Origin of the sequence: Botryobacter ruber, assembly GCF_003347595.2 — a bacterium.
Lineage (GTDB): Bacteria > Bacteroidota > Bacteroidia > Cytophagales > Hymenobacteraceae > Pontibacter > Pontibacter ruber_A.
The window spans coordinates 108426-128858 of the sequence record NZ_QCZK02000010.1 but is presented as its reverse complement, the minus strand read 5'-3'; the positions used below and the strand labels follow the sequence as shown (position 1 = coordinate 128858).

The following is a 20433-nucleotide window of genomic DNA, read 5'->3' as shown; positions in this document are numbered from 1 at the left end:
AACAAGTTTACCAATCATTCCCCGTAGGTACCAATGACAGATGCTTTTAGCTTTACAGCGGCTTTTGGGCCTTCTGGTAAATTTCCATTTCGATGATGCTCAGGGTGCCTTTTGCGTTTTTATCGTCGCGGGCAACACCGTCGTCAAGCTTTCTGCCGTTCATTTCTTCGCCGATGTTGGAGTCGTCTTTGCCGGAGTTTTCCTGGGTCAGCTGCACTGTCAGGGTTTTGCCTTTGGTGGGGGTGAACGGGATGGTGTAGTAACCAAGCGTTTTTTCAGTGCTTCCCCTGAAAACTTCTTTATCGTCCACCAGAATCCGGATGGGGTAGGTGCGGCTGCGGAAGTTATTTACTTTTAAAGTGATTTCGCTTACCGGCGCTTCCTTTTCCAGCTCATATTTCACCCAGGCCGTGGATACCTGGCCATCGTTTACCCAATCGGACAGTTCGTTGTCGTCGTAGGTGTTTTTCACGCGGTTGTTGTTGGCGCCTGCTGTGGCATTCACGATTTTGATTGACTGCCTCGTTGGAACAAACGACGGACCGGCAGGTGTAGGACCACGCTCCAGGTTTGGCTTCAGGTCTTCGCCTGGAATGAAGGTTGCCAGGCCTTCCTGCACTTTTACCGGCTCGGTTTTAAAGGTCAGCGTGGCTGGCTTCAGCCCTTCCGATTTAGCTGTTAGCGTGATGGCGCCGGGGGTGGTGGTGGAGCGGATAATCACGCGGTTCACGCCACCTTCAACGGGGAGGCTTTTGGCCAGGATGTAGTTGTCCGGTCCCTGGGCGATGCCGCCGCGCCATTCGGCAGGGCCATTCAGCGAAAAGTCAATCATGTTCAGGGCAGTCGGGCAGCGGTTGCCGTTGGCGTCTACTACTTCTACTTCTGCTATAGCGGCATCAGCACCGTCTGCTTTAAAGCCTTCCGGATTGCGTAGGGCTGTTAAGCGCAGGGCTACCGGCTCACCGGCGATCTTCAGCTCTTTTTCGGATAGCTTCTTTTTCTGCGCATCATACGAAACCGCTTTGATGGTGCCCGGCTGCCACTCCACGTTTTTGAAGGTGAACAGAAAACCATTGCTCCGCTCACCAAAGCCTTTGGAGACGCCATTTACAAACAACTCCGCCTGCTCGCCGCTTGCCACGACATACACGTTCTTTTTAACGCCGGGCTTGTAGTTCCAGTGGCCGATGATGTGCGTGCTGTGGTCTTCTACGTCTACCCAGCCGTCCCACATCACCTGGTGGGCAAAGAAGCCATCTTTGGGGATGCGCATCGGGTCTACTTCGCCGCTGGTGCGGTAGTTCGATTCGCCGCGGTGGTGGGTGTTGGTGTCGGAGAAGACAATGTTCACGCCGCCTGCGCTTACACGCTCTCCTGTCCCCGGGCGTTCGCGCCAGAACTCGAACCAGCGCACCACATTTTCCACAGCGTGCGAATCCTGGTTGCGGTTGTATTCACGGGCAGGTGCGTTGCGGTAGAGCGGGCCGTCGCCATCCTTGTGGTAGGGCGGCGAGAACTCGTCCCAGTATTTGCGCAGGCCCTCGTCGCGGGAATATTCGGTGGCCCACATGGGGATGTTGGCGCTTTTGTTTGTGTAAAGCATTTCGCCGCCGTACTCGGCCACCTTGCTGTCGAGCATTTCGCGGGAGCCGATGGCGCGGCCACCGTGCGGGTCGTACTTGTCGCGGATGGCTTTCATTTCGGCCATGTGCTCTTCGCTGATGGACTCGTTACCGGACTCGTAGAACAGGATGCTCGGGCTGTTGCGGTTGTAGATGATCGCGTCGCGCATCAGTTCGGTGCGGTGTTCCCATTGCCTGCCCCGCACATCTTTCTCGGAGTCGCCGGCGGGCATGGCCTGAATCAGGCCGACGCGGTCGCAGCTTTCCACGTCCTGCTTCCAGGGGGTGATGTGCATCCAGCGCACGAGGTTGGCATTGCTTTCCACCATCAGTTTGTTGCTGTAGTCGCTCATCCAGGGCGGCACCGACATGCCCAGGCCCGGCCATTCGTTCGTCGTACGCTGGGCGTAGCCTTTCATCACGAGCACCCGGTCGTTGAGGTACACCATGCCGTTTTTGAATTCCGCTTTACGGAAACCGGTTTTGGTTTCTACTTCGTCCACGGGTTTGCCATTCACTTTCAGCCTGGTGTTCACGGAGTACAGGTAGCCGTAGCCCCAGCTCCAGAAGTTCAGGTTGCTAAGGGAAGCGCTGGCGCTAACGGTTTTTGTTTCTCCTGGCTTAATAGTGGTGTTTCCGCCATCGAATACCTTTACCGTTTTCCCGTCCAGGTTTTTCACCTCCACTTCGTACTGGAAGGTTTTAGCGGAAGAATGGTCGTTTTTTACCTCCGATTCGGCAACGACAGTAGCTGTTTTCGCAGGGATGTTGATGTCTTTGGCATAGATGTACACGCCGGTGTTTTTCAAAAAGGAGTACAGGGGCAGCGTCTGGTGCAGCTTGTCGGTTACGTGCAGCCACACGTTTTTGGGGATGCCGCCATAGTTCACGTTGAAGCTGGTGTGGTTCCATTGGTAGCCGGTGCCGGTGGCTTTTTCTACATAGCGCCAGTTGTTATCGATGCGCACCGCCACTACATTATCGGCTCCGGGTTTGATGAGGTCGGTTACATCGAAGCCGAAGGCCATGGCACCGTTTTCGTGGGTGCCCAGGTGTTTCCCGTTCAGGTACACCTCCGCTGCCTGGCGCACGCCTTCAAACTCGAGGTACACTTTCTTGCCTTTATCGGCAGCCGGCAACTTAAAATGCTTGCGGTACCAGGCGATACCGGTAGGCAATTTGTTAATAGACACCTTAAAGGCATGGTCTTCGTTCCAGGCATGCGGCAGCGTAACGGCTTCCCAGGAGGCGTCGTTGAAATTTGATGCTTCTGCTCCTTGTGCATCTCCCACAAAGAGTTTCCAGCCTGGGTTGAAGTTGTATTTCGTACGTGGTCCGTCCTTTGCCAGCAGGCTGTTGCTGCACAGGAAAATAAAAGTAAGGAAGAAGAGGAAGCGTAAATTTTTCATTCGGCAATTTTTGTCGTATTGGTATTTTGGAAAATAATTAATCCTACCGCAAGTTTAGCGATAGCGCAACTTGTGGTTAATTTTGACGCCAGTTTGTAACTGGCTTACATACCACAAATTTTTCAATATGCCAGTTACAAACTGGCATCAAAATTAACCACCAGTTACCGCTGCGCTCAAACTGGCGGTATTTTAGACATTTTTTATTTAACTGCACCTGCCACCACAGCCACTGCACCTCGCTGCAGAGGCTGTGGTGGCAGGTGCAGTATGGCTATTTCTTCAGCAGGCGCTGTACGCTGCGGCCTGTGCTGGTTTCCACATGAACGAAGTACACACCTGGTTTTAAGTCCTGGCCGAAGGTGGCCCCGTGCTGCCCTTCTCCCTGCTGCAGGTTCCTTCCCAACTGGTCGTACACGGTGTAGGTAAAGCTACCTGGTACGCCAATGGTATAGGTGGCTTCAGAAGGGTTCGGGTATACGAGCACCTGCTTGGCAGTATTGCTATCTTTTTGAAGGCTCGTTACGCCACCGGCAGGCACCAGTTGGATATTCGGCATCGGTGGCTGCGCCATGCCATCGCCGAGGTAATAATCAACGTGGGCGGACTGCAGGTAGCCCTTGGAGGTAAGGCAAAGGCGGTACAAAGGGTTGTGCATGAGGGTGTACAGGCGGTGCGTGGTCGGGGTGGTGGTGGTGAAAATCTGCAGCATGGAATGGTCGCTTTTCTCAAATACCACTTCTTCGCGCCAGTCGCCGAGAATGTCGCCGAGTAAAACAGGTGCTGCCCGCCAGGTCTCGGTGGCGCCATACTGATAGGCAGTAAGCAAGCGGGAGGTGGTGCCGGTGGTGTAGTTCCACTTCTCTATCTTGGTTTCGTTCAGCAGTTCGCCCAGCAAGTCGTCGTCCCACCAGATTTTAAAGTTGGGCCACGGATGCGTGTTGCTTACCCGGGTTGTACTTGCTGCTGTATAAATACCATCGGTAAAGGTCCAGAATTCATAGCCTTTTACGCGCGGGTCTACGTCGGCGGCCACTCCTCTGGCCAAGTCTGCCGGGCTGGCCGTGTACTGGGTGCGCAGAATTTCACCGGTTTTGGCGTCGTAATAATACCAGGCCAGGGCGGAGTTGTTGTTCTGCTGAATGCCATAGCCTTCCAGGCCCGGACGGTCGGGGTCCATGTCGGTGATGTGGAAGCGGTCGCCGTGGATAACTCCCTGCAGGCCGTAGAGCATCTGGCCGTTGTCGTTCAGCACGAAGCCGCCGGGGCTTATCTCGTCTTTGCCGTCGCCATCCACATCCGCAATACGGATCTGGTGAAAGTCAGCCGTGTTGGGCCTGTTGCCGCGCAGCCACTTCCAGCGCTCGGTTAAGGTGTTGTTCCGGAAGTCGTAGGCCGAAATGACCATGTTAAAGGAGCCGTTGGCATTCCTGTTTTTCGCCACCACCACCACGCTCGGGTGCACCCCGTCCAGGTAAGCGATGTTGAACAGGCACTGCAGCGGACCTACGCTCAGGTAATCCTGCGGCATCAGGATGCGGGCACGTTCGGCGCCTGTTTCGCCGTTCAGGACAGAAATAAACTGGTCGGCATCGTTGGTATGCGTAAACCGGGTGCCGTCGCCGAAGGTAACGCCGTTGGCTGTTTTGATGGCTACTTCTGCTTTGCCGTCGCTGTCGAGGTCGTATACCGTGAGGCCGTCCCACTGGCCGTTGCTGATAGCGGTAGGGCCGCCGGCAATACCGTTGCGGTTAAGGCTGTTGTGGCCCAGGTCCAGGCGCCACAGAAAAGTGCCGTCGCGTTTATAAGCTTCTACTTTTGTGGTATTTTCTGCCGCGTTGGGAATACGGTTCACTATAAAATCATACTCCTTGTCGCCGGTCAGGTCGCCTACCCAGGCCATGTGCACATAATAATCCCCGATTTGCTGCAGGGGCAGGCTCAGGAAAGGCTCTACGGGGGCATTGGCACGCAGCACAAAGGCTTCGCTCGCTGCCTGTTCAACGCCGCCGATAACAGGCTTTACAAAATAGCTGTTGGCCTGCGCCGTGTTCACGCCGGTGTCGGAGTAGTTGGTGTTGGTGCCGGAAGTGTAAATCATTACCGGTTCTGCATCGCCTGTCTTTCTGTACAGGTTAAAGGCGATGGTGGCCGGATCGGTGCCCAGCATACGCCAGGAAACAAATACATTGCCGCCGCCCTGGTTGATGGCCACTACGCCACGGCCCAGATCTTCCATTTTGCGGGGAGTGGTCACCACTTCGTCTGGTCCGGTTGGGGTTTCGTCGTCTTCTTCTACTTGAGGCGTAAACACCTGCACGACGGGTGTTCTTACACCACTGCTGTTTACTTTGGTATAGGTAACGTATTCGCTATTGTTGGAGCCGACAGCAAAGGCCACGGCACTGGTACCTGAATCTATACTACCTGCTCCTGTTACAGCTAAGAGCTCATTCCATTGCGAATCGCCCAGCTTCTGCTGATGCACATGGGCTGTATTACCGCCCGAGATGTACGAGACATAAATGGCATCGTCGTGGTTGCGGGCCATGCTGATATAGGTGGAGGAGGACCCGAAGGTGCCGGAGAGCAACCAGCGTGCTGCTGCCCGGTCGTACTTGATAACGGTAGCCCTGTTGCTGTTGCCCGCATTAAAGTGAGCAATGTAAATGTTGTTGTCCTTATCGAGGGTGATGGCACTGTGACGGGAGGCCGAAACGGCCCCTGACGTGGCACCGTTTATGGTTTGGTAAGGATTGCCACCGGAAGAGGTTACCGTGGTAGTAGGTATGGCAAAAGGCTGCCAGCTTCCTTCGGTAAAGGAATATACTTTAAGAGGAGCAGTGGTGCCGGTGCCGCCCAGGTACACGATGTAGGGGATGTTGTTCGTTTTATCAAGCACAATGCCCACGCCCGGCGCTTTGTCTGTCGAGATGGCGCCTGTGCCTACCACTTCCCAGGCGGTGCCGTTAAAACGCTTTACAAAAGGATTGCCGCCGCTGGTGCCGAACTCGGAGTAGATAACATAAGGCACATTGTTCGAGTCGAAATCCATCCAGCTGTTGTGGGAGCTGTTTAACTGGCTGCCGTTGTTCTGTTTGATGTTCCCGTTTGACAGGTAAAGATTTGCTGCGTCTCCGCCTACAGGTTCCCAAGTGTTGGTGGTGGCATTCAGTTTCTTTACTGCCAGCCGGTTGGCACCTTCTGCAGACTCATCCACATAGTTGATATAAACACCACCAACGGCATCAGCGAAGCTATAGGTATAGCTGGCATTCCCATCCGACACATTGCCTCCCACGCTTTCCCATTCGCCTTTAAAGTAGCGTTTTACTTTTGCGATGCCACTTTCGGTAAAAGCCACATAGGGTACTGCGGGATAAAAATCATCTTCTGTCGTGACATCTACTGCCGCCACAGAAGTGTAATCAGATGTGGCTGTGGCCAGTTTGTTCTCGTTGCCGATGGCGGTCCAGGTTTGGGCGTTTGCAGCTGCAGCACCGAACAGGAAGGCTGTCAGTAAAATGAAAAACATGAGAACGAACCGGTTTGGCTCCTGCCGTTGGATGTATATCTTTATCATAGGAGGTGGTTTAAGTTTGTAAACGATTCGGTAAAGAGCTGTCGGGGTTAACAAAGAGTTGTTGTTGCCGGCAAAAGTAAGCAGCAAGCACGATGCGGCTTTAGTAATTCCGTTCCGAAAACCTGTATACCTGTACCAGAGCGAATAAATTTAAAAAGGCAGGGAAAAATCCTGTTCAGCAGGAACTGTGGCTATGGTGGCAGCTACAGCTTATTTTTACCAGCAGCCCATCATTTAGCTTGACTTCAGAACAACAATTCCGTGCTTGGGTATGCTAAACTGTTTCGCTTTGCCTGCTTTGCCTAAATCCTTATGTAACCAAAGGTCTCTAAGTCTGCTGTTCTTTTTGATGCCAACCATTTCAGGCGTAAGCGTAAACACGGCTTCTTTTCCGCCACGGTTCATAATAGCTATTGCTTTGGCGTTGCCTTTTTCTCCTAATGGTTTCACCCACACTTCTACTCCATGCTCGCTAAGTGTCCGCTGTGCTTGTTTAAAGCCCGGGTCCTGATTGAGCGCAATTACCTCTTTGTTGGTGAGGATTTCAATAGTTTGAGCTGACATATCCCGTAAATCATTGCCGGCCAGCAGGGGCGAGTTGAGCATGCACCACATCGTGAAATGGGTTTTGTCTTCGTCGTAGCTCATGCCCCGGCCTACCTGCAGCATGTCCATGTCGTTGTAATGGCCAGCCGAAGCATATTGGTGCAGGTCTGCGTTCAGGTCAATGATTTTGAGGACTGAAGAGAAAGTGGGCCTGATGTCGGACGAGATGCGCCAGGAGTCTGCTTTTTTGATGGCCCATTCGCCGGGGAATTTCCAGCGGCACACATTGAACACGATATCGGGGTTTAGTGCTTTCACTGCATTCAAAATCTTGAGGTATTCTGTTTCCTCGTCCAGGTTCATGCGTTCGCCGCCGCACCAGTCTACTTTCAGGAAGTCGTAGCCCCACTCTTTGAAGAAGCGGTTCAGGTCCTGATCTATGTGCCCGTAAATACCTACGCCTATGCCCTTTTCATCTTTGTCGTAGATAGAGCCACAGGTATTGGGGCCGGCATCGGTGTAGATTCCGGCTTTTAAGCCTTTGCTGTGGATGTAATCGGCGAGCGCTTTCATGCCTGACGGGAATTTCTGTTTATCCTCCAGCAGTTGCCCCGACTCGGAACGTCCGCCGAAATAACCGTCGTCGATGTTGATGAACCGGTAACCGGCATCATACATACCCGAAGCGACCATGGCATCGGCCTGCTCCCGAATCATCTTTTCATCAATGTGTACCCGGAAGTGGTTCCAGCTGCTCCAGCCCATAATGGGCTGCTTTGCTTTTTGCGCGCGCAGAGAACTGCTGGGTGAAAAGAAAAAGTTAGCAAGTAACAGGAACAGTAAAAGAATGTGTTTCATGGTGAATAGCTATTGTAAATAAATAAAAAGGCCGCTATGATGGTATGCCTGCCATACCGCCTGCAAACGAAAACAGGTGATACAGCTTACTATTGCCGCTTCAGGAACTTACTTCGGGTAATCAACTCATTAGTACCAGTATAACAGGCTTCCAAAAAGTACAGCCCGTCGCTGAGGTGGCACAGCCTTATTAGCAGGGCATCGGTTATTTCTATCTGTTGTGACCTCACCTTCCGGCCCTGCAGGTCGTAAATGCTTATGGTAACAGCTTTAGCTGCACGGGCAGGGATGTTGATGCTAAGCTCATCTCCTGCAGGAACCGGATACAGATAAACAGCTGATACCTGTGAGGTAGCTGGTTTTAAGCTTAATACAGTCTGTCCCTCCTTGTAGCCCAGGTCAGGTTTAGCGCCGCTAAAAGGAAGGCCTACCTCTACCCCGGTATCAATCAGGTCGCTTCCAGGAGTGGGCCGCATGAAATCTGTATCAGGAAGGGCACCGTTCGGTTGCCGGGGCAGCGTTAACAAGGTCATGTCCAGGCTAACAAAATCGGCAGCCGTCAGGGTGATGGCCGGGTTCAGGAAGCTGTTATGGTCGACGGTGCTTTTTTCAAGGTCTATATCCGTAATGAGATGGTGCTCGCGGTCGGAACGGGTTAAGTAGCTGACATTGTTCCGCAGCACGTGGTCGTAGCCGGGAACATCAGCCTGGTAATCTGCCCTTCTATTTAGCATGTTAAAGTTAGGCCAGTTGTAGTAAGCCGTGTTGTTATACCAGTGGTTGCCGCCCAGATGGTGGTTGGCATAAAAGCCTGACGATTTGTTTCCCACAGACAAATTGTGCCGGATGGTATGGCGCGGAATAACTGCCGGTACCGAAGGAGAAGTGGAAGTTCCGAATCCGCCCATCTTGAAGCCAATGCCGTTGGCCAGGGCTTCGAAATCGTTAGAATAACCGTTGTAGAAAGCCCAGCAGTCTTCCACGGTAATGGCAGCGTAGGAACTGATGATATCGAAGCCATCGTCGCTGTTAAACCAGGCACGGCAACCGCGAAAAACAATGCCGGTATAGGATGCATTGTTTGGATGGGCACCGAAACCGTCAACGTTGCCTCCTTTTTTATCGGCCGAAACGTTATCCCAGTTGTTGTAGGCATCGCAATTTAAAACCAGCACATTTGCTCCACGGGTCAGGTAGAACCCGATGGCCATGCCATCGTGCATACTGAGCTCTTCATAGATGTTATTGCCTCCAGCTCCAGTTTGGGAAAAACAGATAGACTGTGTGTTGCCTGTTGTTACTGTTACCTGCACGCCCACTACCTCAAGTCCTTTGATGTGGATCCAGGATCCGGTCACTTCGAACGCATTGATGCGGTGACCGGCGGGTTTTACGTCCGAAAAGTCGAATACCGGCCTTTCGCCGGGGTAGGCCCAGTAGTTAATACGTTTTCCGGCTGTACCGCTTTTGGTTAGTTTCGTTACATAGGCAAATGGCGTGGAGCCAGTGGTTTTTTCAAAAATCTGCGATTCCTGCATCCTATAAATGCCTCCGCGGATGTAGACGGTATCGCCTGCAGCAACCGCCGTATGCGCCCTTTGTACGGTCAGGAAGGGGGCTGAGCTAGTGCCAGCGTTGCCATCGCTGCCGTTGGGCGCTACATAATACACTTTCCCATGTGCCAGAATAGAACAGGCAAATAATACGACAGTCAGTAAGCATGAAATATTACTCATAGGTGTTTTTTAACGGTTTTGTAACTGGATTTTCTTTTTGATCAGCAGGAATGTATTTTCCCAGATCCCGCACGGCAATTACCTTAAGACCATGTTGCTTCATATAGTGGAGGTGCTCGGTAAAAGCCGCTACAGAGGTGGTGTAATCGGGATGAGCGATGTCGGGCACACCGTGGATGGTGAAAATTAAAATCTGCCCCGGCTGCAGGCTTTTCAGGGCACTCCAGGTACGCGCTCCAAGTTTTTCCGACGACCCCATTGTGTAGCTGGGGATGACCAGTCTCCCGTCCTGCACAGGATCGTAGTAGCTACTGCCGCCTGCCCGGGCAAAGCGGTAGCCCATTTCCTGTAACACCACCTGCGACAGCGAATCGGCTCTGTTGCCCGGATAGGCAAATGAAATGGGTTTGGGAATGCCGTACTCCCTGCATTTGTATTCGATGTAGTTTACCTCCTGCTGCATCTCTTCGCGCGATAGTTTCGTCATGTTCTTGTGGTGCCCGGTGTGGTTCCCGATTTCGAAACCCATCTGGTGGAGTGCTGCTATCTGGGGCCACTTCATGTAATGCACCGAATCGGCAGGCGACTTCCTGGGCATTTCACATACAAAGAAAGTAGCATCGAAATTGTATTTCTTTAAAAGCGGAGCCACGATGGTATAGTGACTGATCTCGGCATCGTCGAAGGTGAGTACCACTACCGGCTGTTTCGCCTGTTTCTTTTTGCCTGAAGCTAACAGTGCTGCTTTACTTGCATTCCTGCGCTGCAACTCCTGTATGGCTGCCGCATAGCGTTTACCCAGCTCTCTGGCCGAAGGTGCATCAAAATGAAGTCTGTCGCCTTTGTCTGTCAAATCTCTGGCTGAAACCACAGCGGTGGTTGGTACCCGCTGCGGCAGCTGATGGATAATGGCATTGATATGATTCACTTTATTAAAATAACCTATTTCGCCAGCCACGAACGGCAGGTCCGGTTGCTGCAAATCGGTGCGCAGGCGGTTGATGAGCGTGGTAAGCTTATCAAGGTACACGGTGGCTCGCGCTGAATCGTTATCCGATTCGCCCTGGTGCCAGATAATGCCTTTCAGCACGCCTTGCTGCATGGCCAGCCGTGCCCGCCTGATTGCGTCGTCATACGGATGGAATTCTTTTAAATAGACGGCACCAGGTTCCCAAACTTTTATAGGCGAACCGCCAAGGGCACAGGGGATAAGGCCAATCTTTGTTTTTTTATCATTCCCCAGCATTTCCCTGGCAAAACTGATACCCGGACCAACACCCGCTGCGGCAGGCTTGTCGTAATGAACCGGGTCGGTGGCAGGCACCCAGTTATTGCCCTGATCGAGCATCAGGACCTGCGGATGCACCTCTTTGCTTACTGCATCCAGCTGGCCTCTGCCCGCCATGTTCGACTGACCAATCAGCAGGTACACATGAAAGTTTTTATCCACCCCTTTTTGCTGCGCCAGAACAAAACATGAGGCAAACAGGAAACAAATGCTGCAGATAATCTTCATTTTTGAGCGACTTTACAAATTAAAAAACAACTGCTGAACCACAGCAACGAAGCAGCCAGTACTTACTATTGTTCGTTGTTGCCGGCAAAAGTAAGCAGCAAGCACGATGCGGCTTTAGTAATTCCGTTCCGAAAACCTGTATACTTATCCCAAAGGCGTAAAATATAAAACGGTGGGGCTTCCGGAGGAAGCTATGAGCTGATGTTATCAATTAAGAAGAAAAGTATCGTTTTGCTTACCGGCCCTTCTGAACTGAAGAGGTAAAGCGTGCGGAATGAAGCGGTTGTCTGAGCTCCCGAAGCATTTCGGGACGAGCCGCGAACGCCCGACGGCCCTGCCGGGACACCCTGTTTTTATGCTGCACCTGCCACCATTCCTCCTGCTCTGCTATATCACACTCCAAACAAATACCAAAAATTTGCTGCCACTGCCACCAAACCCGCTGCTGCTCCTCGCATGACCTCCCCCAAAATAAAAAACCAGTTACGGATGCCTGAAAAATTTGCTGCACCTGCCACCATTCCTGCTGCTCCTCCAAAAAGAAAGCTGGTTAATTTTCCCCGAAGCGCTTCGGGGAAAATTAACCAGCTTTATCTCAGGTTGCGAAACAGCAGTTATTTAAAGCTCCCGCTCAAAAACATGCCTGCCGGAGCCCACGTTCTCCAGCAGCAGAAAATTGCCTGCTTCTTTGGCCGTAACACGTTTTCCGTCTAGTTTGATGCTGTTGGAAGTGGAATTTCCTTTCGGAATATAAACCGCTGCCGTTACATTAGCCGGAGCAGTAAGCGTTAAGCGGTAGTTTTTCGAGTCACGGTTCCAGGCTACTTCTATATCTCCCTTGTCTGTTGGAATGCTACCCGATGCGTTTGTCAGTTTCCCTTCAAAATCGAGGGGTTTTACCTGGATGAGTTCGTGCTGCGGCTTCAGGGGCTTTACACCCAGGATGTACTGCTGTATGCCCAGCAGTCCGGCTGCTCCCCAGGGGTGACTCATGCTTTGGTTCGTTTGCTGGGCATCCCACGACTCCCAGGTAGCGGTGCCGCCGCGCGATATGGTTTGCGCCCAGCCGTCCCATTGCGGGTTGGTGTACAGTTCCAGCAGGTGGGCGCCTTCTTCCGCCTCGCCTATAGACTCGGGCAGCATACGGACAGTTACCATGCCCACGTTCATTTTCCGCGCTTTTACAGCTTCGGTTACGGCCTTTCTGTTTTGTTCGGGCACCATGCCCAGGGCCAGCGGGAACATGTTGGCATGCTGCGACACGTGTTCGCTTTGCTCGCCATCTGCCAGCAGGCCGTCGCTGTACACGCCATCCCCGTTCAGGAGTTTTTCGTTGAAAGCCTTTTTCAGAGCTGCTGCTTTGCCGCGGAAAGCCTCCGCGTCTGCCGCGTTTCCGGTTACACTGGCTATTCTGGAAAGGACATCGAAACCGGCATAGGCGTAGGCATTGATAACGGTGCGCGCCTCGGCACGCATGTCGTAGCCATAGCGCATGGTGGCAGGCCAGTCGATGATGCCGTACTGGTAAGGGCCACTGCCGCCAGCAAGCTTATGCACCAGCCCGGTGGCGGAGTTCTTGTAGGAGTCTACGAAGGAGCCAATCTTTTTAAGCTTTTCGTAATTGGTTTTCAGGAAGTCCAGGTTGCCCGTTAGCAGGTAATAATCCCAGGCCCAGAGCAGGTACTGCTGCGTGTAGTCCGGAATATCGCGCTTACCGTCTGCATTCGGGTAAACAGCGTTCAGGCGACCGTCCGGCCAGTACTGGTCCTGCGAGTCCAGGAACTGCAGGAGTATCCGGTGGGTCAGGGCCCTGTCGCCTAGGGTGGCCATAGCGGGTACGCCCTGGCTCCAGGCATCGCCCAGGAACTCGCCTTTTTCACGGGTGGGCGTATCTACAAATCCTTCCTGGGCGCCTAAGGTCAGCGAATGCACCATCAGTTCCCACACCTGGTTTAGCATCTGGCTGGAGGAGGTGAACTTCTCTTTCTCGGGTTCCAGTTCGAAGTAGCGTGTTGTAAAGCGGACGTTATCCGGCGTTAAAGCAACCGGCGAATTATTTACCTGGAGGTAACGGTAACCCAGGTACACCACCGGTTTGAAAACAGCCTTTTTCCCATTAAGCACAAAGAAGTAGGCCAGGTTGGTGCTCTGGTTTAATTTTTCATTCACGGTGCCGTCTTCGTTCAGCACAAAGCCGCCTCGCATGTTTACCGTATCGCCCGCCGCGCCGCCGTCGAATGTAGTTTCCGGCATGCCGGCGTAAATTTTACCAAGGTCGATGACATAGGTGCCCTTACCCAGGTTTTTCACGGAAACCGGCTTGATGGTTTTTTCTTTCAGGCGGGTGAGGTCGGGCTGCAGTTCGCCTGTAAAAGGAGGGGTGGGATGTGGCCCCAGCTCGGTAGCCTGCTGCCACTCCGCATCGTTGAACGCAGGCTGGTGCCAGTCGGCCAGTATTTTACGGCTGTCTATCATATCAATAAACCCGATGCCCTCCCCGTTTCTGCTTTTTGTAGCAGGGTTAAAGGCAGCTACGGCACTTTGTTTCCAGCTTTTATCGGTACCCGTTACGGTGGTAGTTCCGTCGGCATACTCCACTACCAGTTTTAACAGGAAGCCTCTGTCGCCTTTGGGCCTGCCCTGGCCGCCGCCGTACCAGTGCGTCATGGCGGCCAGGGTAGTTTGCGGGTTAAGCAAATGCGTTACCTCATACGCATTGTAGTAGGCATACTGCGGGTAGTGGTGTCCCGGGCCTTTGCCCACTAACGTGCCGTTTAGGTACAGCGTGTAGTTATGGTAAGCGGTGAGGTATACCACGGCTCTTTTCACCGGCTTCTTGCCCAGCTCTACTGCCTTGCGGTAGTAGGTATAATCGTTGGCGTCTTTGGTATCGCGTTTAATCCAGCGGGCACCGTTCCAGTCTTTGGCCGTAAACAAACCGGTATCAAAATAACTCACAGCGGAGTAAGGACTTGCGTTGCCGTCTTTGTCCCAGGTGCGCACCTGCCAGTAGTAGCGGGTGCCGGGCAGGAGGGCTTTTCCGTTAAAGCCGATGTAGTTCTGTTGCCGCGATTGGGTTTTACCGCTGTCCCAGGTGTCGGCCTTTCCCTTTTTCAGAAGCTCCTCCGATGTAGCCACCAGCACCTGGTAAGCCGACTGCAGTTCGTTGTCGTCGGGGTCGTTTACATGCCAGCCGAAGAAAGGGTTCGCGTCGGTGCCGGCAGGGGTCACCTTATCGCAACTCCTTAGATTAGAGGGTGCTTTCGGACGGGCAGCAAAGGCTGTGAGGGGAAGTGCGCAGGCAAGAAAGACAACAAAACAGAAAAATCTCATGAGTTGAATGAAAATGGTTGTTGATATTTTTGGAGCTCTAACGCTGGCCCCGGCCTTAATTATTAATAATAAGCTTGTCGAGCGTTACAAAATTGCCTGTGCTTCCATAGTCGCTTTTTCGTTTATCCGACCAGTTGCCGCGCTCGCCCATTACCGATACCGTTAAGGTATAATTGCCTTTGGGAAGTACCGGGCATATAAACTTGAGCGAGGATACAGGATACTTGCTGTACATATCAACGATAGATGTATACAGTGTTTTCCCTTTGCTGTCGTGCAGCAGAATACGGGCATAACCGCCGTCCGGACCGGCAAGGCCATACATGCCGATTTGGGTGCCCTTGAACTTCACCGAAAACGAATCGCCTTTCCCATCCGACCTGCTGGTTGTTATGCCTTCCGCTTCGGCTGATTGCTTCCAGTTGCCGGAATACTTAATCTGCTTTTTATCGGTATGCCGGATTGTGTTTCCGGAAATGATTTTAGGAGTTGCCACACCGGTAACGGTATTTATTTGCCAGGCATCGTGGTAAGTGGGTATAGAAAGGGAGTGCCCGGAAACTGTTAAAGGCTGCCACACATAGGTAGCTGCCGACGCCTGTTTCGGGAAAGCCCAACGGTCGCCCATAAACATATAGGTGGTGCCTTCAGCACCTTCGATGGGCAATACAAAAGAGGTCTGGGAGTTCCAGGTAAGGGTGCCTTCGGGTGCAAAGAGGCCTTGTTTGGTCCAGGGACCTTTGAGCGAGGTGGCAGTATAATAGTCGTTGTCGTTGCGTTCCCAGCTGGTGAGGTGCGAACCCAGGAAGTAGTAAATGCTGTCTTTGCGGAACAGGGCAGGCGACTCAAACCCGGAGGCAAAACTGCCGTGTACCATTTCGGTAATACTTTTGTAGTCGTCGCTGAGTTTGTAGATAAAGCCGCCGTGAATGAGAATATAGCCCGAACCGTCTTTGTCCTGAAAAGACCCCATATCCCACCTCCTGATGGGTTGCCCGTTAAACAACAGCGGTCCCTGGAAGGTATACGGCCCGGTAATGGTGCTGGAGGTGGCATAGCCAACTGCCTGGTCTTTGTAGCCCAGGTCGTCGGAGTGCATGTACATCACGTATTCGCCGGTTTTGGGGCACTTCATCACCTTCGGGCGTTCGCCCACCCGGTTAGGGCCCAGCCTGCCATCCTGCTGAACCGGCAGCGCCACGCTTTCGAATTTCCAGTTGTACAAGTCGGCAGAAGAGTAGCAGTTGAAGCCTACAAAAGCATTGCTCGTGTCGGTGTGGGCTTCCCCGAAAAGATAATACCGGCCGTTGTCTTTGATAATGTTGGCACCATGGGCGCTAACGGTATTTCCTTTATCGTCGAACCACGGCACCCCGGAATGAATGGCATCGTAGCGGCCTGTTTGTTGTGCAACAGACAAATGAGAAACTGTCAGAAAAAGTAGTACAAATGCTGGTTTGGCAAGTAGTGTGATTTTCATCTTGTTGAAGTAAGGAATAGAAGATGGTAACAACAGTTCCGGTTTGTAAGCAAGTTAGAGAATGCCGGTACATTGACTATCCTGCACAAACCTGTTTCCTCTGTCCTTTATATCGTTCAGAAGAATTGAACCCCGGCAGCAAACGAACGACAACTTACAGGTAAGTAACAACCGCTTTTACTGCTCCTGCAGTTGCCTGGCGTATTCCGATGCGGTCAGGCCAAACTCTGCCTTAAAGCATTTCCGGAAATAATCGGGTTCGGAAAACCCCGTGAGGTAGGCGATTTCGTTGATGTTGAATCTTTGTTCCTTTAACAGTTGCTTCGCCCGCTTCAACCTGATTTCTTTGATAATTTCCGCTACGCCCAGGCCGGTCAGGGCTTTTACTTTGCGGTAGAGCTGCGTCCGGCTCACGCCAAGGGCTGTGCAAATGTCGTCGACGTTTAGGTTGGCATCTGCCAGGCGCGCTTCCACGTAGTGCAGGAGGTCTTGCAGCAGCTGTTCATCCGCCGATAACGGTACATCCTCCGTTGGCTCCAGCGCGATTTCTGTCCGGTACTTGGCCTTTAGCTGGTTCCTCGAAATCAGCAGGTGCTTCACCCGTGCCGTCAGCAGGGCCAGGTTGAACGGCTTGGTGATATAATCGTCTGCACCTGTTTCTATTCCCGCTATCTCATCTTCTACGGGCGTGCGGGCCGTTAACAGGATAACGGGAATGTGAGCGGTTTTAGGCTCCGTTTTTACCTTGCTGCAAAGTTCAAAGCCATCCATTCCCGGCATCTCCACATCCGAAATAATCAGGTCTGGTTGTGCCTGTGAAGCCAGCTGAAAACCATCGAGGCCGTTACTCGCTTCGAGCACCTGGTACTGGTTTCGGAAATAGTCGCACAGGTAGTTACGCAGGTTTGCATTATCTTCTACCAGCAGCACCAGCGGCACCTTCCCGTTCAGCAGCACCTGTTCCTCCTCCGGCTTTCCGGCTTCCTGTTCCACGAGTGCCGGGAGGTGGGTTATTGCCTGTGCCGCCTCCCTTTCGCTGTGGCCGGTAGCTGCTTCCTCCTGTGCTACGCCTTTGTGGTCAGGGACTGGTAGTACGATAGTGAAGGTGGTTTCGCCGACGGAACCGGTTGCGGGTGTACTCTTTACTTCTATGGTGCCGCCGTGCAGTTCCAGGAGCCCTTTGCTGTAGGCCAGCCCTAAGCCGGTGCCTTCTTCCTTGTTGCCGGATACCTGCTGAAATGGTTTGAAGATGTTTTCGTATTCGCTTGCAGGGATGGTTTTACCGGTATTCGTTACTGCTATCACGCCTGTTTTGCCTGCTGCTGCGTCTTGCAGCTGAAACGTTACCCGCACCCAGCCCTGGGGCGGCGTGAACTTCAGGGCGTTCGACAACAGGTTGGCCATTACTTTTTCCAGCTTATCTTCATCGTACCGGAAATAGCAGGCGTCTACAGCACTTGTAAAGGTGAGCTGGATGTTTTTTGCTTCTGCCAGCGGTTCAAACGAACGAAGTGTTTTTTGCAGCAACGCCACCAGGTTGTTTTGCTGCAGCTGGAGCGCCAGATGGCCGGTTTCCAGCCTTCGGAAGTCGAGCAGCTGGTTAATTAATTTGGACAAGCGGTCGCCGTTCGCTTTCATGGTTTTTAATTCGGACACCACCACCTGGTTATTCGAAAACAGGTGCAGCAGCTTCTCCACCGGCGCCAGGATCAAACTTAAAGGCGTTTTAATCTCGTGCGAAATGTTGGTGAAGAACTGCAGCTTGTTCTGGTGCAGTTCTTTTTCCTTTTCGTTGAGGAGCAGCTCGTAGGACAGTTTTGCTTTTAAGCGGCTGTACCGCAGGGAATACCGGTGGTAGAGGTAGAGAAGCGCCAGCAGCAGCGCCGCATACACAAGGTAAGCCCAGGTGCTTGCCCAGAAAGGAGGCCTCACGACCAGTTTCAGCACGGCAGGTTCTTTATTCCAGATGCCATCGCTGTTCGACGAAATTACCTGGAACGTATAGTCTCCGGGAGCAAGGTTCGAATAGGTGGCTATCCGTCTGCCCGCGTCGGTATATACCCAGTCCTTATCGAAGCCTTCCAGCTTATAAGCATATTTGTTTCCTTTGGGGTTGGCGTAGTGCAGCCCTGCAAACTCGATGGCCACACTTTTGTCGTTGTAGGTCAGTTCTATTGCATCGGTGAGGTAGAGCGGTTTGGTCAGTACTACCCGGCCGTTAATTTCCTGGTTGATGCGAACGGTTTGGTTTAGTATCTGCAGGTTGGTGAGGACGGTGTTGGGGATGGTGCTGTCGGGTAGAATAGCAGCAGGGTTGAAGGCATTGAACCCGTTGCTCCCGCCCAGGAAAAACTTATGCTGGAAACGGCTATTCAATGCAGCTCCGTCTGCAAACTCGTTGCTTTGCAAACCATCTTCCAGTGTAAAGTTCCGGATGGCGAAGGTCTTTTTATGTAACTGCGTGATGCCTTTTTTATGGCTTATCCACAGGTGCCCCTGCTCATCCTCCAGGATGGCGGCAATAGCCGTTTCTGCCAGGATGCTCTGCGCCGGGAAGTGCCGGAAGGTATCGGCACTTGGGTTGTAACGGACCAGACCTTTGCCGCTGCCTATCCAGATAAAGCCCTCTTTGTCTTCGTGCAGCGTGTTTATCCGGTTGTCGCTGATGGTATTAGTATGCGTTGCGTCGAGCAGGATGTGTTTTACAGGCGTTAAGGCATTTTGACTGGGAGCTACTTGTAATACACTCACGCCGCCGCCCTCTGTCCCGACCCAAATCTGGCCTTTCCGGTCGTGCAGGATTACCCGGGCATGCCCGTTTTTTAAAAGTTTATCCGGGCTGAAATGCACCAGCTCATCGGTGGCGGGATTGTATTTTGTAATGCCACTCCAACTGGCAATCCAGACATGCTGCGCACTGTCTTCGGTTATCCCAAAGACGGCTGTGTTGAGCAGGTTTTCATCGGCGAAATGGTGGAAAGTAGCTGTAGCAGGGTCGTAGCGGTCGAGGCCCATTTTCGAGCCTATCCATACAAAGCCCCTGCTGTCGCAGAAGATCCGCCTGATTTGGTTACTGTAGAGGGTATTTTTGCCGCTGTTGCTGCTGTAGTGCCGGTAGCCGTTTTCCCCGATAACGGTGATGCCTTTGTCGCGGGTACCAATCCATAAATTGCCCGCCTTGTCCTCGGCGATAGCCGTTACTTTGTTGTCGATGATGGAGTAGGGGTTGAAGCGGTCATGGTAATAATAGGCAAAGGGCTTGGCGTTCAGGTTTGCTTTGTTCAGGCCGCTGCTGAAGGTGCCCACCCAGAATATAGCCTGGTTGTCCTTGTAAATATCGGTTACATAGGCATCGTTCAGCGACCACGGGTTGGCCGGGTTGTAGTCGTAAGTGGTTTGCTCTCCGGTGTTCAGGTTGTGCCGCACCAGCGCGTTGGGGGCCACATCAATACGCCACTTAAACGGGCCGTGGGTATAACTGCTCTCCTGTAGGTGCTTCTCCCGGCTGAGCTGCTGCAGGAGGGCAGGCGGCACCTGCGCTGCCGGAGTCCTTTCAAAATCGTCTTTTTCGTAGTTATAGCGGCAAAGCTCGTTTTCGAGGAAGGTCAGTACCCAGATGTTCTGGTCGGCATCTTTGATGATGTTGTGGATGCGGTTGTTGTTGATGCTCCGGCTATCCTGCGGGTCGTTCCGGTAAATTTTAAAGGAGTAGCCGTCGTAGCGGCACAAACCGCCCCAGGTGCCAAACCACATGAACCCGTATTTATCTTTGGCGATGCCATGAATCGTATTCTGGGGCAGCCCGTCCTGTGAAGTGATTTGCTCAAACTTGAGGTCGGCCACCTGGGCAAAGGCAGCCTGCGCCAGAAAAGCGGCAAATAAAATTAAAAAGCCTATCCTCCTGTTCATCCGAAATGCAATCAAGTTGAGCTGCAAAAAACAGGCCGGCTGCCGCTCTTCCTTCAGCCCGATGCCCAGCTTCTGCTGTACGATATTTATTAAAACGTCCCGATCCATGTTCACCCAGATCAGGCCTTCATGAAAGTAAGTATAAAACTAACTATAAACCTGCTTTGCGCTATCCTGCTGTACCCTGTTTCCGGTTCTCCGTTTTATCAGGAAAACAACCTGAGCGGCTGTTCCGGAAGGTGCTGCTCCTGGCTGTACGTTTCGCTTTCCGAACGGAAAACGCCCGAGGAGTGGGAGTGGTGGCTGGTGCAGCTGATTTTTTTGATGTTTTGGGAGACCGTTTTTTCTGCAGCTCCTGTTACCATTGCCTCTGCACAAAATATTTGTGGTTGCCTTGGCTATATTCTAGCCGGTGCGGGTGGTGGGGATTTGATTTTTAGG

The 20433-nt window shown here is 52.6% G+C and carries 9 protein-coding genes; 1 reads left to right on the top strand and 8 read right to left on the bottom strand.

All coding sequences use genetic code 11. The features are described 5' to 3' along the window. Positions 1-52: 52 nt before the first annotated feature. The 5 genes from DCW36_RS01915 to DCW36_RS22420 form a co-directional block, all read right to left on the bottom strand. Positions 53-3031 carry a glycoside hydrolase family 2 protein gene (locus tag DCW36_RS01915; protein ID WP_114781811.1) on the bottom strand — a complete coding sequence of 993 codons (2979 nt, stop codon included), beginning with the start codon at positions 3029-3031 and terminating at the stop codon, positions 53-55. 274 nt (positions 3032-3305) lie between these two features. Beyond that, positions 3306-6614: a rhamnogalacturonan lyase family protein gene (locus DCW36_RS01910; protein WP_114781810.1), complete on the bottom strand. Its 3309-nt coding sequence runs from the start codon at positions 6612-6614 to the stop codon at positions 3306-3308. 234 nt (positions 6615-6848) lie between these two features. Beyond that, positions 6849-8018, bottom strand: coding sequence for a glycoside hydrolase family 27 protein (locus DCW36_RS01905; protein ID WP_114781809.1), 1170 nt, complete (start codon positions 8016-8018; stop codon positions 6849-6851). Between the two features lie 89 nt (positions 8019-8107). Next, positions 8108-9754: a right-handed parallel beta-helix repeat-containing protein gene (locus DCW36_RS01900; protein WP_164891002.1), complete on the bottom strand. Its 1647-nt coding sequence runs from the start codon at positions 9752-9754 to the stop codon at positions 8108-8110. Next, entirely contained in the window at positions 9747-11270 is a 1524-nt protein-coding gene (locus tag DCW36_RS22420; RefSeq protein WP_164891001.1) for a sialate O-acetylesterase, read from the bottom strand. The genes DCW36_RS01900 and DCW36_RS22420 overlap by 8 nt, the downstream gene beginning before the upstream one ends. Before the next feature lie 274 nt (positions 11271-11544). On the opposite strand from DCW36_RS22420, the gene DCW36_RS01890 reads away from it, so the two are divergent. Then, entirely contained in the window at positions 11545-11730 is a 186-nt protein-coding gene (locus tag DCW36_RS01890) for a hypothetical protein (protein WP_128396933.1), read from the top strand. Between the two features lie 158 nt (positions 11731-11888). Here DCW36_RS01890 and DCW36_RS01885 read toward each other — a convergent pair whose 3' ends face one another. From DCW36_RS01885 to DCW36_RS01875, 3 genes are all read right to left on the bottom strand, one after another. After that, the gene (locus tag DCW36_RS01885) at positions 11889-14603 is read right to left on the bottom strand and encodes a family 78 glycoside hydrolase catalytic domain (RefSeq protein WP_114781807.1); all 2715 of its coding nucleotides are present in this window, start codon (positions 14601-14603) and stop codon (positions 11889-11891) included. Positions 14604-14658: 55 nt separating this feature from the next. Beyond that, entirely contained in the window at positions 14659-16083 is a 1425-nt protein-coding gene (locus tag DCW36_RS01880; RefSeq protein ID WP_114781806.1) for a family 43 glycosylhydrolase, read from the bottom strand. Positions 16084-16260: 177 nt separating this feature from the next. Continuing rightward, positions 16261-20100 (bottom strand): hybrid sensor histidine kinase/response regulator transcription factor, encoded by a 3840-nt coding sequence (locus tag DCW36_RS01875; RefSeq protein WP_125185360.1) that lies wholly within the window; start codon positions 20098-20100, stop codon positions 16261-16263. Positions 20101-20433 lie beyond the last annotated feature (333 nt).